The sequence below is a fragment of the Propylenella binzhouense genome, assembly GCF_009866965.1.
Lineage (GTDB): Bacteria > Pseudomonadota > Alphaproteobacteria > Rhizobiales > Afifellaceae > Propylenella > Propylenella binzhouense.
On sequence record NZ_SPKJ01000095.1, the window covers coordinates 1 to 15312 of the forward strand.

Consider the following 15312-nt stretch of genomic DNA (forward strand, 5'->3'; position numbering starts at 1 on the left):
CCGGAGATCGCCTATCCGCCCGCCGGGGCGGAGATCGATCTCGGGCTCGCGGCCGGCGATCCGGAGCCGCTCTTCCTCAAGGTGAGGGACGGCCGGCCGCCCTTCCTCTGGTTCGCCGACGGCGCGCCGATCGGCACCTCCGATTTCGGCCGCGCGCTGACCTTCAGGCCGCGCGGACGCGGCTTCGTCGAGCTGCTGGTGATCGACGCCGCGGGCGCGGCGGCGAGGAGCCGCGTCTTTCTCGACTAAAGCGGGATCAGTATTCCCGCTCGTAATAGATGCCGATCTTGGAACCGCCCTCCGCGCCGACCTCGCCGCGCGCCTTCACGCTCCGGCTGATCTCGAGGTCGACCGTCACGCGGCTCGATTCCGAGCCGGTGCCCTGCTCGACGCCGAGATAGAGGTGCTCGCCGATATAGCGGCCGGCCCGGAGCGACACGCCGCCCTCGGCGTCCGTCACGACGTCGAGATCGTCGAGGCCGGTGGCGGTGCGCAGCCTGTCGAGGATGCCCGGGCCGCTGCCGACGCCGGCGAACTGCGCAGCCGCCGCGGCGAGCTGCGCGAGCTGAAGCGGCGAAAGCTGCTCCACGCCGTGCCCGAAGAGGACATAGGCGAGCACCTCGTCCTCCGGCAGTTCGGGCGAGGATGTGAAGTGCACCTCCGGATCGGTCGCCACGCCGGTGATCGCGATCGTCACGGTCACGTCGTCGGCCTGGGTCGTCGCCGTGAAGTCGAGGATCGGATCGAGATCGCCGGCGAAGGTGAGGGTGCCCCGGTCGAAGGTGAGGCGGCGGGTGAAGATGTCGAACCGCCCGCGCCGCAGGTCGAACGCCCCGGCCGTCCGGATCGCGGAGATCGGGCCCTGGACCCGCAGGCGTCCGCCGAGCTCGGCATCGAGCCCGCGGCCGCGCACGAAGATCCGCGCCGGCGCCTCGATCGCGACGTCGAGGGTCACGCCGCCGGAGCCGCCGTCGGACGTGCTTGCGCGCTGCACCTGGCGCGCATCCTCCAGCGTCCGCTCGACCGGCGGCGGGGCGTAGAGATGCATGACGTCGATGGCGACGGCGTTCTGCGGCAGCTTCTCCGGCACGGTGATCTCGGCGCGGGCGATGCGGACCGTCCCGCCGAGCTGCGGCGAGGCGACGATGCTGCCGGTGAGCGTGAGGTCGGCGTCGAAGGTCGCGACGACGAGGTTCTCGTCGACGTAGCGCACGTTCCGCATGGTCGCCGTGAGATCGACGGGGAAGCCCGAGCCGATGCCGATGGTGCCGGTGGCGCTCAAGGTCCCCTGGTTCCCGCTGGTGGCGGTCAGGCGCTCGATGGTGATGCGCTCGCCGGCGAGCGAGGCGCGGAGCACGATGCCGCGGAGCACGATGCCGGTATCGGGATCGATGAACCCGGCCTCCGCGGTCGAGACCGTTCCGCTTACCTGCGGCGCGGCCGGCGTGCCGCGGATGGCCACATCGACGGCGAGCGTGCCGGAGAGCTGCGCGCCGCGGTCGGCGAGCTGCTGGTTGGCAAGCGCGAGCGGTGCGGTCCCGTTCACGGCGAGATCGAGGCGGTTGCCGCCTGCGACGTCCACGCTGCCGGAGACGGCGAGCTGGAGGCCGCCGCCGCCGGAAATGGCGCTGCGGAGCTGGAGCGCGCCCCCGGAATAGCGGCCGTTCGCCGTCACGGAGAGCGGCCCGAGCCCCGCGCTCCGCGTCGCCTGCAGCGCCGCGCCCTGCCAGGACGCATCGAACGTCGCCTGCGGCGAGGCGGTCGTGCCGCGGATATCGGCCTTGGCGGTCACCGTCCCTTCCGCGCCGAGGCCCTCGACGAAGCTGTTGGCGATCGCGACGGGCAGCGCGTCGACGGCCAGCGCGAGCGCGAGCCGCTGCGCATCGGCGCGGCCGTCGATCCGAACGCTGCCGCCGCCGACGCGAAGCGTCGCCTGGCTGAACCGCGCGCCGCCATTCTCCACCACGATCGTCGTCGGCGCGGCGAGCCGCGCCTGCAGCCCGGCGCGATCGAAGCCGAAGCTGTCGAGCCGGACGGCGAGCGCGTTCCCCTGCGGCTCCAGCCGGGCCCGCAGGCTGGCCGATCCGTCGGCGAGGGCGGCGTCCGCCGCGATCGCCGTCGCGTTGCCCTCGCGGCGCGCCGTCCCCTGGAGCGTGCGCACCGTCGTGCCGCCGGCGACCACGTCGCGCGCGGAGAAGCGCGCGTCGACGAGCGGAACGCCGAGGAGGTCGTCGGCGGTGCCCTCGATTTCGGCCGAGCCGACGCGCGTCGAGCCGTAGACCAGGTTCCGGACATTCCCGGAGACCTGCGCCGACTGCCGGCCGTTCTCCGCCGCGAGCGTCACGTCGAGATCGACCGCGCCGGTCGCCGAGACGCCCGCAAGCCGCGCCGCCTGCGCCACGTCCGGCGACTTGACGGAGACCGTTCCGGCGAAGCCGCCGGCGGTCAGGATGACGACGTCGCCCGTTGCCCGCGTCGGCCCGGCCGTGAGGTCGAGTTCGGCATTGAGGCCGCGCGCCTCCGGCACGAGCCTCGCCTGTGCCCGGACGGCGCCGTCGGGGAGGGTGGCGTCGGCCGTGATCGCGGTCCCATCGCCCTCGCGCCGGGCGGTCCCTTCGAGCGTGCGGACCTGGAGCGATCCGGCCGCGACGTCCTGCGCGGAGAAGCGCGCGTCGACGATCGGAACGCCGAAGAGATTGTCGGCGGTTCCTTCGACGGTCGCGGTGCCGATCCGCGCCGTCTCGTAGGCGAGATCGCGCACGGTCCCGGAGAAGCGCGCCGATTGCCCGCCATTCTCCGCCGAAAGGCCGATGTCGAGGTCGACGGCGCCGCCAGCCTTAACCAGCGCGAGCGGCGCGATCTCGGCGAGATCCGGCGAGCGGACCGAGAGCGATCCGTCGAGGCGGTTGTCGGCGGTCAGGAGGAGATCGCCCGCGATGCGCGTCCGCCCGGCGGTGAGCGTCAGGCCGTCGAGCCGGCGCCCGCCGTTCTCCGCCGCGGCGAGGCGGGCGGACCCGTCGATCCCGACCCCGCCGAGCGTCCCGGAGAGGCTCGCCTGCCCGCTGGTCTGCGGTCCGGCCACGATGCCCTCGAAGCGGGCGCGGGGCTCGGCAAGGCTGCGCCCCATCAGCGTGACGTTCTCGCCGGTAAGCGTGGCGTCGATCGCGGGCGCATCCCCGCTGCCGCCGATGCGGGCCGCAAGCGAGGCGGCCCCGGTCGCGCGGTCGCTCAGCACGGCGAGATCGGCGACGCGGGCGTCGACGGAGAGGTTGATCGCCGGCGCCGAGAAGGAGCCGTCGACGGTCGCACTGGCGTTCCGGCCCTCGATCGCGAGCGCGCGGAAGGCGAGCGATCCGCCTTCGCTGCGGGCGACGCCGCCCTTGAGCGCGACGGTCCCCGCAAAGAGCGGATCGAGCGCGGCCACGCCGAGGGCGAGGTCGGTCGCGCTGCCCTCGAGCGCAAGGTCGAAGAACGGGCCGGAAGGGCGCACCGTGCCGGTCGCGTTGATGCTCGCCGCGCCGGCGAGGCTGCGGCCCGAGAGGCCGGCATAGCGCGCGAGATTGGAGACCGAGACGGCGTAGCGGCCGTCGAGGGCCGCCGCCGTGGCGGTGCCGGAGAAGCTCGCGGTCGCGCCGTCGAGCACGAGGTTCAGCGCCGAGACGGCGACCGGGCTCCCGGCGCGCCAGGATCCGTTACCGGTCAGCCTGATATTGTCGCCCGCCGCCTCGGCGAGCCCCTCGTCGGCCGGGGCGAGGCCGCCGAGCGAGGCCTCGACCGCGAAGGTGGCGGAGCGCTCGTCCGGCGCGGCGAGGTTCGAGGCCTCGCCCGAGGCCCGGACATCCACCGTCGCAAGCCGTCCGTAGTCCGACGCGATCTCGCCGCCCTTGACGGTCACCGACCACGGCGCGTTTGCCCCGCTTTCGAGCGAGGCGTCGGCCTCGATCCTGCCGACGGTCGGTGCGCCGGGCAGGAACGGCAGCCCGGTCGGCTCGGTCCCGCCGCCGATCGTGACGCGGGCCGTGCCGCGCTCCGGCACGTAGTCCGGGCCGAGCTCTCCGCTGGCGCTCGCCGAGAGCCCGGCCGTCGCCAGCTCGGCCGTGCGGATGTCGAGCCCGCCGGCCGCCGGAAGGAGGGCGTCGAGCGCGATGCGGCTGTCGCCGGAAAGGAGGGCCCGGTAGTCCGCCGGGACGAACTCGCCGAGCCGTCCCGTGATGTCGCCGGTGACGCGGTGGCCGCCGTCTTCCGCCGCGATCCCGATCGTCCCGCCGAGGATGCGGCTGCCGTCCGATTCGAGCCCGATCCGGCCTCGCCAGTCGCCGAGCGGACCGTCGCCGTCGAGCGAGAGGCCGACCGCCGGCCGGCCGGGCAGGTTGAGGAGATTGGCGACGATGCCGTTCGGCGGCTCGCTGAGATCGAGCTTGGCGGTCAGCGCGTTCGCCTGCGGGGCGAGGCGGAGGTCCGCCGTGAGCATGCCGCCCGGCGCGTCGTTCCGCGTCACGGTGAGGGAGGCCGCGACGGCGTCGCTGTCGATGCTCGCCGATCCCTGCCCGGACAGCACGGCCGCGACGCCCGCGACCGGCTGGTCGACGACGATGTCCGGCAGCGCGATCGCCCTCACCTCGACGGAGACGGGCAGCGAGAAGGAGCCGCCGCCCGCGGCCTCGCTCCGGGTCTCCCCGGCTGCCGGCTTCCTGAGGACGTGGATGGTCTCCGCGGAGAGCCGGTTGATGTCGACGCGGCGGCGGAAGAGCGCGAGCCGGTTCCAGTCGACGGTGACGTCGTCGATCTCCAGCCAGATTCCGGTGCCGTCGGAAATCGTGATCTCGTCGATCCGGATCGTGGAGGAGAGGATCCCCTCGATGCCGCGCACCCGGATCTGCCGGTCGGGAGTGGAGAGCGTGCTCTCCAGCAGGCGCTCGAGCCGGGTGGTCTGGTCGTCCCCGGTGCCCTGGGCAAGGGCGACCGTCGCGGCGAGGCCGGCTGCTGCGGCGAGGGCGAGGCTCGCTCGGGTTCGTCGGCTCGGCATCAGAAGGCCTGTCCCAGTCCGATGTAGAGAGCAAAGTTCGGATCGCCCTCCTGCGGCGTGAGCGCGCGGGCGACGTCGACCCGGATCGGGCCGATCGGCGTGTGATAGCGCAGGCCGATCCCCGCGCCCACGAAGGTCTTCTCGCCGAAATCCGGGATCGCATCCTCGAACGAGGCGCCGGCATCGACGAAGGGTACGATGCCGATCGTGTTCGTGACACGGGCGCGGAGCTCGAGCGAGGCCTCCCAATAGGAGAGGCCGCCGGTCACCTCGTCGCCGATCCGCGGCCCGACATTCCGGTAGGCATAGCCGCGGATCGATCCGCCGCCGCCGAGATAGAAGCGCCGGTCGGCCGGCACCTCGCGAAGGTCGGCGCCGGCGATCGTGCCGAGCCCGATCCGTCCCGCCAGCACGAAGCGGTCGTCGGCGTCGATCGAGAGATAGGACGCTGCGGTCGCGTCGAGGAGGATCGCCGTGGCGTCGCTGCGCAGGTCGTGGAACGGCTCCGCCGCGATCGCCGCGTTGATCCCCTTGGTCGGGTTCAGCTTGTCGTTGCGGCTGTCGAAGGTGAGCTGGGCGGGCAGGCTCACGAGAAGATAGTTGCTGATGCCGAAGGCGTCATCGAAGCGCGACCGCTCGACGGCGATGCCGGCCTTGCCGGTGAGCGCGTCGCTGAACTGGTGGGCAAGCGCGATCTCGCCCCTGGCGCTCCGCTCCTGATAGCTCTCGAGCGTGTCCTGCTTGGCCTCGGCGCTGACATTGAGATCGGTGTCCGGGTCGAAGATCCCGGGCTTCACGAAGGTCGCGCCGACCCGGTAGCCGAGCTGGTCGTAGGACTGGCTGCCGAGCCGGCTCACCTCGGCTTCCAGCCGCAGGCTCTCGGCACGCCCGAAGAGATTGCGATGCATCCAGTAGGTCTCGACGGTGGCGCCGTCGACGGTCGAATAGGAGGCGCCGGCGCCGAATACGCGGCGCTTGCGCTCGGCGAGCGCGAAGTTCACCGGCAGGCGGCCGAGCTCGTCGAGGAATTCCGCCTCCTGGATCGAGACGCTCGAGAACACCTGGAGCTTCAGGAGGCGCTTCTTCGCCTTGTCGAGCGTGTCGGGATCGTAGGGCTCCCCGGGCTTGAGGCCGGTCTGCCGGACGACGAATTCCGGCACCATCCGCCGGGTGCCGGTCACGGTGACCGCGCCGATCGGCGCCTCCGGCCCGGGCTCGGCCACGATCGTCACGTCGACGGTGTTGGTCCGGTGGTCCGCGACAACCTCGCGGCTTGCGATCTCCGCCTTCGGGTGGCCACGCTGGCGCCAGACCGTCACCACGCGCTGCTCGGCCGAAAGGATGCGGCCCGAACGCGCCGGCGCGCCGGGCTCGATCTCGAGATCCGAAAGGTCGAGATTCGCCTCCTCCTCGCGGGGATCGACGGTCTGCGGCGCCCCTTCGATCCGGACCTTGCCGAAGGTGAAGAGCGGCCCGGGATCGACCGTGACCGTCACGGGTGCCGGGTCGGGCAGGGTGGCGTCGATCGGGATCGAGTCCGGCGGGCGGCCGTCGACCAGGATGGTGATCGTGCCGCCATAGCGCCCCTCGCGGTAGAGGGCGGCAAGCAGCCGGCCGTAATCGCCGCGCGCCCGCGCCAGCAGGCCGGTCGTGCCCGGCGGCGGCCGGTCGCGCTCGGAATAGAGGTTGGAGGCGGCCTGCAGGGTCTTCTCCAGATCCGCGTCCGTGACCTTGAAGTCGAGCGTATAAGGCTGCGCGTCCGGGACAGGCTCCGGCTCCTCGCGCCCGAACAGCCGGCTGAAGAAGCTCGCCTCGGCCGGCGCAACGTTCATCCCGCCGGCGAGGATCGCCAGCGCGAGGACGGTGGCATACCGCCCGACATGGGCCGCGACGCGATCGGGGCGACCATGCGGACGCAAATGGCCCGGTCGAAGAAATGGGCTACGCTTCACACCACCGCCTGTCTCTTCGGGCCGATCCCGGGGCCGTCCGCAGCACGCGCGGACCGGCCCGATCATCGGAGCGGAAACCTTAAACGGTTCCTACCGGAGGTCCAGCCAAAGCCCTGGATTCGCGCGCTCGGCGCCCGCGTGTTGCCATTCGGGCACGTCCGCGGCAGGCGCCGCCGATCACTCGCCGGCGTAGAGATCGCGGTAGGAATCGCGCAGCGCGTTCTTCTGGATCTTGCCCATCGCATTGCGCGGCAGCGCGTCGACCACGAGGATGCGCTTCGGCACCTTGTACTTCGCGAGCACGCCGGAAAGCTGGCCCTGGATCGCGGTCTCGTCGAGGCAGGCCCCGGGCCGCGGCGCGACCACGCCGGTCACCCCTTCCCCGAAATCGCGGTGCGGCACGCCGATGACGGCGGATTCGGCCACGCCGGGCACGGCGTCGAGCGCGGCCTCCACCTCCGCCGGGTAGACGTTGAAGCCGCCCGAAATGATGAGGTCCTTGGCGCGGCCGACGATCGTGACGTAGCCGTCCGGATCGACGAGCGCGAGGTCGCCGGTGATGAAGAAGCCGTCCGGCCGGAACTCCTCCTTCGTCTTTTCCGGATTGCGCCAGTAGCCCTTGAACACGTTCGGCCCGCGCACCTCGATGACGCCGACCGCGCCCTGCGGAAGCGCGGCGCCCGTCTCCGGATCGGCGATCCTGAGTTCCACGCCCGGCAGCGGGAAGCCGACGGTGCCGGGCCGCCGCTCGCCGTCATAGGGGTTCGACGTGTTCATCCCGGTCTCGGTCATGCCGTAGCGCTCGAGGATCGCGTGCCCGGTCCGCTCCAGGAACTCCTTGTGGACCTCGGCGGAGAGCGGCGCCGATCCGGAGATGAAGAGCCGCATGTGGGACACGCGCTCCCGCGTGAAGTCCGGCCGCGACAGGAGGCGCGAATAGAAGGTCGGCACGCCCATCATCGCCGTCGCGCCCGGCAGCAGGTCCACGATGCGCTCGAGATCGAACCGCGGCAGGAAGATCATCGACCCGCCCGCGGCGAGGAGCGTGTTGGTGGCCACGAACAGCCCGTGGGTGTGGAAGATCGGCAGAGCGTGCAGGAGCACGTCGTCTGCCGTGAACCGCCATGTCTCCACCAGCGCCTCGGCGTTCGAGAACAGGTTCTCGTGGGTGAGCATCGCGCCCTTCGAGCGCCCCGTGGTGCCGGACGTGTAGAGGATGGCGGCGAGATCGTCCCGCGTCGCGGGAGCGTCCTCGAAGCGGTCGTGCGCCCGGTCGACGGCATCGCTCAGCGTGCCCCTTCCGTCGGGCCCGAGCGTGAGGACGTGGCCTGTCCCCGCCCCGCGCGCGACCGGGCCGAGGCTCTCCAGCCGGCCGGGGTCGCAGACGAACACCGCCGGCTCCGCGTCGCGCAGGAAGTAGTCGATCTCGGCCGGCGTGTAGGCGGTGTTGAGCGGCAGATAGACGGCGCCGGCCCGAACCGCGCCGAAATAGGCGAGGAGCGCCTCCACGGACTTCTCCGTCTGCACCGCGATCCGGTCGCCCGGGCGGACGCCGAGCGCGCGGAACGCGTTCGCCGCGCGCGCGGTGGCCGCCAGCATGTCGCCGTAGCTCAGCGTGCGCCCGTCCGCGGTCGCGATGAAGGTCTTGTCCGGCCGGGGCAGGCCGCGGGTCAGGCGGGTGAAGAGGTTTTCGTTCATGCTGTCACTGTCTGGGCTTCTCGGGACGGCCGGCTGCGGGCGAGGCGCATGACCGCCGGGGAGGCGGCGACGTTGCCCGTATTGGCGTAGGCCTCGTGATTACGCTCGATCTCTTCGAGCCTGTAGAGGTAATTCACCAGCAGCCCGTGCGCCCGCCGCAGGCCGTCGCGGCCGCGGTCGCCGAGCCAGTTGATCCGCTCCAGGCGCGCGCCGTTGCCGAGATGGAAGCGGGCGACCGGGTCGAGCGGCTTGCCGGCGCCGTTGCGCGCACGGGTGAGATAACAGGCCGCGAGCCGCATCAGCACCGGCTCGAGCTCCCGGGCGCGCGCCTCGTCCGTCCACCAGCCTTCGGTGTCGAGCCCGGCGAGGATTGCCGCCGCCTCCGCGTCGACGAGCCCGCCTTCGCGCTTCCGCTCCGCGGTGAGCCAGGCCGCGAAGCCCGGCACCGGCGAGAGCGTCACGAAGGTCTTGAGGTTCGGCATCTCGCGGCGGAGATCCTCGACCACCTGCTTGATCAGGAAGTTTCCGAACGAAACGCCCCGGAGCCCCTCCTGGCAGTTCGAGATCGAGTAGAAGACGGCGGTCCGGACCTCGGCCGGGTCGGTCGGCTCCCGGTCGGCCGCAAGGATCGAGGCGATCGTTGCCGGGATCGCGACGGTGAGGGCGACCTCCACGAAGATCAGCGGCTCGTCGACGAGCCGCGGATGGAAGAACGCGTAGAGGCGGCGGTCCGGCGGGTCGATGCGCCGCCGGAGGTCGTCCCAGTCGGAGATCTCGTGGACCGCTTCGTAGCGGATGATCTTGTCGAGGATCGCGGCCGGCGTCTGCCAGTCGATGCGCCGCGCTTCGAGGAAGCCGCGGTTGAACCAGGACTGGAAGAGGTGGCGGAAGTCCATGTCGACGCCGCGCAGCTCGGGGTGGTCCGGCAGGGCAGCGAGGAGGTCCTCGCGCATGCGGACGAGCTTCGCGGTCCCGCCGGGGGCGAGGTTGAGACGCCGGATCAGCTCCTGCCGGCGCGGTTCGGCGGCGTGATGGAGGCGCTCGAGCGCTTCAGGCGTCGGCTCGGCGCGGTAGGCCTGGGCGGCGGCGACCGCCTCCTCCGGATCGATCCCGAAGCGGTCGGCGAGCAGCTTGAAGAAGGCGAGCCTTCGTGCCGGCTCGCGCGCCTCGTAGGCGCGGAGCAGGCGGTCGGCGATCGCCACCCCGGACGCCTCGCCGAGGCTCGAATAGAGCGATTCCGCGAGGTCCGCGAGGTCGGTATTGCCGTCCGGCTCGCCGCCCGTCTCGAGCAGGCGCCGGCCGCGTTCCGCGATCGAGGAGAAGAGGTCCTGGAGGAAGCCGGTCTGGCTCATCGCGCTGCTCCCATCATGGCATTCGGCAGCCAGGTGGCGATCTCGGGAAAGATGCAGAGGATCACGATCCCGAGGATCATGCAGAACACGTAGGGCAGCGCGCCGCGGAGAACCTGGACGAGCTCGATGTCCGGCGCGATCCCGTTGATCACATAGAGGTTGAGACCGACGGGCGGCGTGATGAGGCCGATCTCCATGTTGATGGTGAGGATCACCGCGAACCAGTAGGGGTCGAAGCCCGCCTGGGTGATGATCGGGAGGAGGATCGGCGCGGTCATCAGGATGATCGCGACCGGCGGCAGGAAGCAGCCGGCCACCAGCAGGAAGACGTTGATGATCCCCATCAGCACCCAGCGGTTCACCTCGAGCGCGGCGATCCACCCGGCGATCGACTGCGTGATGAAGAAGGAGGAGAGCGTGAAGGCGAAGAGCTCGGAAGCGGCGATGATCATCATGATCATCACGCTCTCGCGGAGCGAATCCCGGAACACGCGGGCGAGCGGCCGCGGATTCCACATCCGGTAGATCACCACCACGAGCAGGATGCAGAGCACGGCGCCGACGCCGGCGGCCTCGGACGGCGTGGCGACGCCGCCATAGAGCACCCAGAGCACGGCCACGATGATGGCGAGGAAGGGCAGCACGCGCGGCAGCGCGGCCGCCTTCTCCCTGAGCGAGAAGCGGCGCGCGTCGCCGAAGCGGTAGCCTCGCCGGCGGCAGTCGACGATCGTCCAGGCCATGAAGATGGCCGTCAGCAGGAACCCGGGCAGGATCCCGGCCATGAACAGCCGGCCGATCGAGGTCTCCGTCGCGATGCCGTAGATGATCATCGTGACGGAGGGCGGGATCAGGATGCCGAGGGTGCCGCCGGCGGCGATCGAGCCGGCCGCGATCTCCTTCGGATAGCCGCGGTTCACCATCTCCGGTATGCCCATCTTGCCGATCGCGGCACAGGTGGCGGGCGAGGAGCCGGAAAGCGCGGCGAAGATCGAGCAGGCGCCGAGATTCGAGAGGACGAGCCCGCCCGGCACGCGGTTGAGCCAGCGGTCGAGCGCCTCGTAGAGGTCGCGCCCGGCCGGGCTCGAGGCGACCGCCGCGCCCATCACGATGAACATCGGGATCGAGACCAGGCTGAAGCTCGCCAGCCCGGCGAAGAAGGTCTCGCCGAGGATGCCGAGCATGCCGGGCCCGAAGCCGAGGAGGAGAGCGCCGATCGAGACGAGCCCGAGCGCGAAGGCGATCGGCATGCCGATCGCGATGCCGGCGAGAAGGCCGCCGATGATGACGAAGCCGGCGACGAACGGGTCGTTCATCTGAGTTCGTCCCTCAGCTTGATGAGCTCGGCGACATATTGCAGGCAGAGCAGCCCGATCCCGAGCGGGAGCGGCAGGAGCGGGATCCAGAGCGGCAGCGCCCAGACCGTCGCGGTGGTCCAGCCCTTCGACCACGCCTCCTCGAAATGGATCCAGCCCGACCAGGCGAGGAGCGCGCAGAAGATCAGGCTGAACAGGCCGGAAAGCGCCTCGAGGAAGACGCGGCTGCGGGGCCGAAGCGCGCCGGGCAGGAGGTCCACGTTCACGTGGCCCTTCTCCATCAGCACCCAGGCCGAGCCGAGGAAGGTCGCCGCCACCACCGAATAGACCACGAACTCCGTCTGCCAGACCGTCGAGGCGCGCAGGAGGTAGCGCATGGCGACCATCTGGCAGACGATGAGGAGCGCGGCCGCGAGCAGCGCGACGGAGACAAGGCCGGCGGCGCGCGAAAGGCCGCTGACGATCCGCACATAGGTCTGCATGGATGCGTGATTCCTGCGGGCGGCGCGGCCGGCGCCGCCCTGGAGAGGGAATACGGCCGCGCCGGTGCGGCCGCTCCTGCGCTATTCGACCGCGAGCGCCGCGTCGATCAGCTCCTTGCCGCCCTTCACCTTTTCGGCGAAGTTCTTGTACGAGCTCTCCTGCGCGAGCTTCAGCCAGGCGTCGTAGTCCGCCTTCGACATCTCGACGACCTCGACCCCGTTCTTCTTGAACACGTCGATCATCTCCTGGTCGATCTTCTTGGCTTCTTCGGCGAAATAGGCCTCGGCCTTGTCGCCGGCGGCCATGATCGCCTTCTGCTGCTCGGGCGTCAGCTTGTCGAAGCTCGCCTTCGACATGAGGATCGGCTCGTACATGAACCAGAGCGCGTTCTCGCCGGGCGCCGTCAGGCACTTCACCTGCTCGTAGAGCCGGTAGGAGACGAACGACCCCGAGGAGGTGTTCGTGGCGTCGAGCACGCCGGTCTGCATGCCGGTGTAGATCTCGGAGGAGGGCATAGAGGAGATCGACGCGCCGGCGGCCGCAAGCATCTGTTCGAAGGCGGGTCCGGCCGCGCGCGTCACCTGGCCCTTGATCGAATCGGGCCCGGAGATGCAGCCCTTCTTCGATGCGAAGCCTCCGGCGAGCCAGGCATCGGAGATCACCATGACCCCCTCGTCGTCGATGATCTTCTTGATCTCCTGCATGAACTTGGAATCGTTCATGCGCTGCGCCCGGTCGTGGTTGCGCACGAGCCCCGGCATCAGCGTCGCGGAGAATTGCGGCACGCGGCCCGAGGCGTAGTCGAGCGGGAAGGCCGACATGTCGAGCTGGCCGCGCGTGAGCGCGCCCCACTGGTCGTTCGGCTTGAAGAGGGACGCGTTGCCGAAGATCTGGATCTTCAGCCCGACATTCGCGTTCTCGACCTCGCGGGCGATGAGCTGGACCATCTCGTCGCGCACGTCGCCCTTGCCGGTCGGCCATTGGTGCGAGGCCCGCAGCGTGGTCTGCGCCTGCGCCGCGCCGGCGGCTAGGCCCGCCGCAAGAAGTCCGAGCACAATTCGCTTCATCTTAGCCTCCCATACTGCTTTCTTTTCTGTCGAGCGGGAAGCTTGCACGCCTACCTTGCAGCGGTCAAGTTGCATACAATCCTTTTTCCCTTGTATGCTCCGGCCCGGGAGGAAGGCATGTCCCGCAAGAGTACAGTCGGCCTGCGCGATGCGATCGAGCAGGACATCGTGACCGGCCGCTTCGCCCCCGGCGACCGGCTGGACGAGGTCACGCTGGCGCGGCGCTTCGCCGTCTCCCGGACCCCCGTGCGCGAGGCGCTGCGGCAGCTCGGCGCGGCCGGCTTCGTGACCATCCAGCCCAATCGCGGCGCCTTCGTCGCCGAGATCGGGCCGACGCGCCTCGTCGAGATGCTCGAGGTCATGGCGGAGCTGGAAGGGCTCTGCGCCCGTCTGGCGGCCCGCCGGCTCGATCCGGAGCGGCGGAACGCGCTCCTGGAGGCGCATCGCGCCTGCGAAGGGGCGCTCGGGTCGGGGGACGCCGACGCCTATTATTACGAGAACGAGCACTTCCACCACGCGATCTACGCGGCGAGCGGAAACACGTTCCTGGCCGAGCAGGCGCGTGCCCTGCACACGCGGCTCAAGCCCTATCGCCGTCTCCAGCTCCGCGTCGCGGGCCGGCTCGGAACCTCGTTCGCGGAGCACGCGGCCGTCGTGGAGGCGATCCTCGCAGGCGAGGGCGACCTCGCCTCGCAACGGCTCAAGGCCCATGTGCGGATCCAGGGCGAGCGGTTCAGCGACTTCATGGCCGCGCTCCGCGACGGCGAGCGGGCGCGCTGGGACCGCGCGTCGAGGCCGTCGGTCGGCTACATCCAGCCGCCGTCGACGACGTAGTCCTGGCCCGTGATCGCGCCGGAATCGTCGGCGGCCAGGAACAGCGCCAGCCGTGCCACGTCTTCCGGCTGCAGCTTCCGCTTCAGGCACTGGCGGGAATAGATCTCCGCCTCGCCTTCCGGCGTGAGCCATTTCTCGATCTGGCGCTTGGTCATGATCCAGCCCGGAATGATCGAGTTCACGCGGATGTTCATCGGCCCGAAATCGCGGGCGAGCGCCCGGGTGAGGCCCTGCACCGCCGACTTGGCGGTGACGTAGCAGGGCATCCCTCCGTGCCCCTTGAGCCAGGAGCCCGAGCCCATGTTGATGATGGACCCGCCGCCGGCGGTCGCCATCTCGTCGCAGACGGCCTGGGCCGCGAAGAACTGGTGCTTCAGGTTGGTCGCGAAGCGCTCGTCCCAATAGTCCGACGTGACCGATTCGACCGTGTGCCGGTCGTCGCGCGCGGCATTGTTCACCAGCACGGTGATGGGCCCCAGCCGCGTCCGCACATTGGCGATCGCCGAGCGCAGGCTGCCGACCTCGCGGAGGTCGCACGGCTCGAAATGCAGGACCGCCTTCGGCAGTGCCCCGTGCAGGACCTCCGCCGCTCCCGCGTCCATGTCCAGGAAGCCGACCTTCGCGTTCTGCCCTGCGAAATGGCGGACCATGCTGGCGCCGATCCCCGTCGCGCCTCCCGTCACCAGGACCGTCCGCCCCTCGAGACTCGGATAACGTGCATTCTGCATGGAACACGCCCGCCGCGGCTATGTCGTCGATGAAGCGTTAACGCCCGGGACGGGAGCGGTCGAGTGGTTCTCGACGGGCCGGCGCGACGGCCCACAGGCCGAGGGCGGGCGGGCGATCTCCGCTCCGGGCGCTGCGCGGAAGGACATTCTCCGGTACGTGCCGAAAAATGGTGTGCCGTTCCACGACGACGCCCCCGATGCCGGCAAGGATAGAAATATCTGCTGTCCGACCGCGTTGCGGAGCGTCCTCGTGCCGTCCACTCGCCTGACCGTCTTCCCCGCTTTCCTCAAGGTTGCGGACGCCGTCGCCCTCGTCGTCGGCGGCGGGCCGGAAGCCGCGGCCAAGGTGCGGCTCCTCGGCGAGACCTCGGCGCGGGTCCGCCTCGTCGCGCTCGATCCGTGCCCAGAGCTTGCGGCGCTCGTCGCGTCGGGCGCGGTCGAGCATGTCGCCCGTCCGTTCGTCCCACAGGACGTGGAGGACGCCGTGCTCGTCTTCGCCGCGAGCGGGGACCCCGCGGCCGACGGGGCAGTCGCGGCCGCGGCGCGCGCCCGGCGGGTGCCCGTGAACGCGGTGGACCAGCCTGCCCTCTGCGATTTCTACACCCCCGCCCTCGTCAACCGCGCGCCGGTCGCCGTCGCGATCGGCACGACGGGGGCCGGCCCGGTCCTTGCGCAGCGCCTCCGGGCGGCGATCGAGATCATGCTGCCGGCCCGTCTCGGCGCGCTTGCCGCCCTCGCCGCCTCGTTCCGGTCAAGCGCCGATGCGGTGCTGCCGAAGGGGCGGGCGCGGCGGCGCTTCTGGTCGGCCTTCTTCGACGGCCCGGTGGCGGCGGCCGCGCTGGCCGGGCGGCCGGACGAG

General features: G+C 70.9%; 10 protein-coding genes and 1 pseudogene. 3 read left to right on the plus strand and 8 right to left on the minus strand.

The genetic code is table 11. From position 1 onward, the window contains the following. Positions 1 to 249, plus strand: a pseudogene (locus tag E4O86_RS18940) (penicillin-binding protein 1C); the annotation flags it as partial. Positions 250 to 256: 7 nt separating this feature from the next. Here the strand turns inward: E4O86_RS18940 and E4O86_RS18945 are convergent. The 7 genes from E4O86_RS18945 to E4O86_RS18975 all read right to left on the minus strand — a co-directional run bounded on the left by E4O86_RS18945 (position 257) and on the right by E4O86_RS18975 (position 12891). After that, positions 257 to 5026, minus strand: coding sequence for a translocation/assembly module TamB domain-containing protein (locus E4O86_RS18945; protein ID WP_161142118.1), 4770 nt, complete (start codon positions 5024 to 5026; stop codon positions 257 to 259). Beyond that, positions 5026 to 6978: a BamA/TamA family outer membrane protein gene (locus tag E4O86_RS23845; RefSeq protein WP_161142119.1), complete on the minus strand. Its 1953-nt coding sequence runs from the start codon at positions 6976 to 6978 to the stop codon at positions 5026 to 5028. Before E4O86_RS23845 ends, E4O86_RS18945 begins: the two co-directional genes overlap by 1 nt. A gap of 177 nt (positions 6979 to 7155) precedes the next feature. After that, positions 7156 to 8676, minus strand: coding sequence for a malonate--CoA ligase (locus tag E4O86_RS18955; RefSeq protein WP_161142120.1), 1521 nt, complete (start codon positions 8674 to 8676; stop codon positions 7156 to 7158). After that, a complete protein-coding gene (locus tag E4O86_RS18960; RefSeq protein WP_161142121.1) occupies positions 8673 to 10028 on the minus strand; it encodes a malonyl-CoA decarboxylase in 1356 nt (451 codons plus the stop codon). The genes E4O86_RS18955 and E4O86_RS18960 overlap by 4 nt, the downstream gene beginning before the upstream one ends. Next, complete coding sequence (locus E4O86_RS18965; RefSeq protein ID WP_161142122.1) at positions 10025 to 11341, minus strand: TRAP transporter large permease; 1317 nt, start codon at positions 11339 to 11341, stop codon at positions 10025 to 10027. The genes E4O86_RS18960 and E4O86_RS18965 overlap by 4 nt, the downstream gene beginning before the upstream one ends. Further along, the gene (locus tag E4O86_RS18970) at positions 11338 to 11823 is read right to left on the minus strand and encodes a TRAP transporter small permease subunit (RefSeq protein WP_161142123.1); all 486 of its coding nucleotides are present in this window, start codon (positions 11821 to 11823) and stop codon (positions 11338 to 11340) included. Before E4O86_RS18970 ends, E4O86_RS18965 begins: the two co-directional genes overlap by 4 nt. 81 nt (positions 11824 to 11904) lie before the next feature. After that, entirely contained in the window at positions 11905 to 12891 is a 987-nt protein-coding gene (locus E4O86_RS18975) for a TRAP transporter substrate-binding protein (RefSeq protein WP_161142124.1), read from the minus strand. Between the two features lie 117 nt (positions 12892 to 13008). Between E4O86_RS18975 and E4O86_RS18980 the strand changes: the two genes are divergently transcribed. Continuing rightward, positions 13009 to 13725, plus strand: coding sequence for a GntR family transcriptional regulator (locus tag E4O86_RS18980; RefSeq protein WP_161142125.1), 717 nt, complete (start codon positions 13009 to 13011; stop codon positions 13723 to 13725). Here E4O86_RS18980 and E4O86_RS18985 read toward each other — a convergent pair. Beyond that, positions 13698 to 14453 (minus strand): SDR family NAD(P)-dependent oxidoreductase, encoded by a 756-nt coding sequence (locus E4O86_RS18985; protein WP_161142126.1) that lies wholly within the window; start codon positions 14451 to 14453, stop codon positions 13698 to 13700. The two genes, E4O86_RS18980 and E4O86_RS18985, sit on opposite strands and share 28 nt — an antisense overlap. Between E4O86_RS18985 and E4O86_RS18990 the strand changes: the two genes are divergently transcribed. Continuing rightward, the coding region (locus E4O86_RS18990) for a precorrin-2 dehydrogenase/sirohydrochlorin ferrochelatase family protein (protein WP_281351638.1) at positions 14452 to 15312 on the plus strand (861 nt) is incomplete at its 3' end. The genes E4O86_RS18985 and E4O86_RS18990 overlap by 2 nt on opposite strands.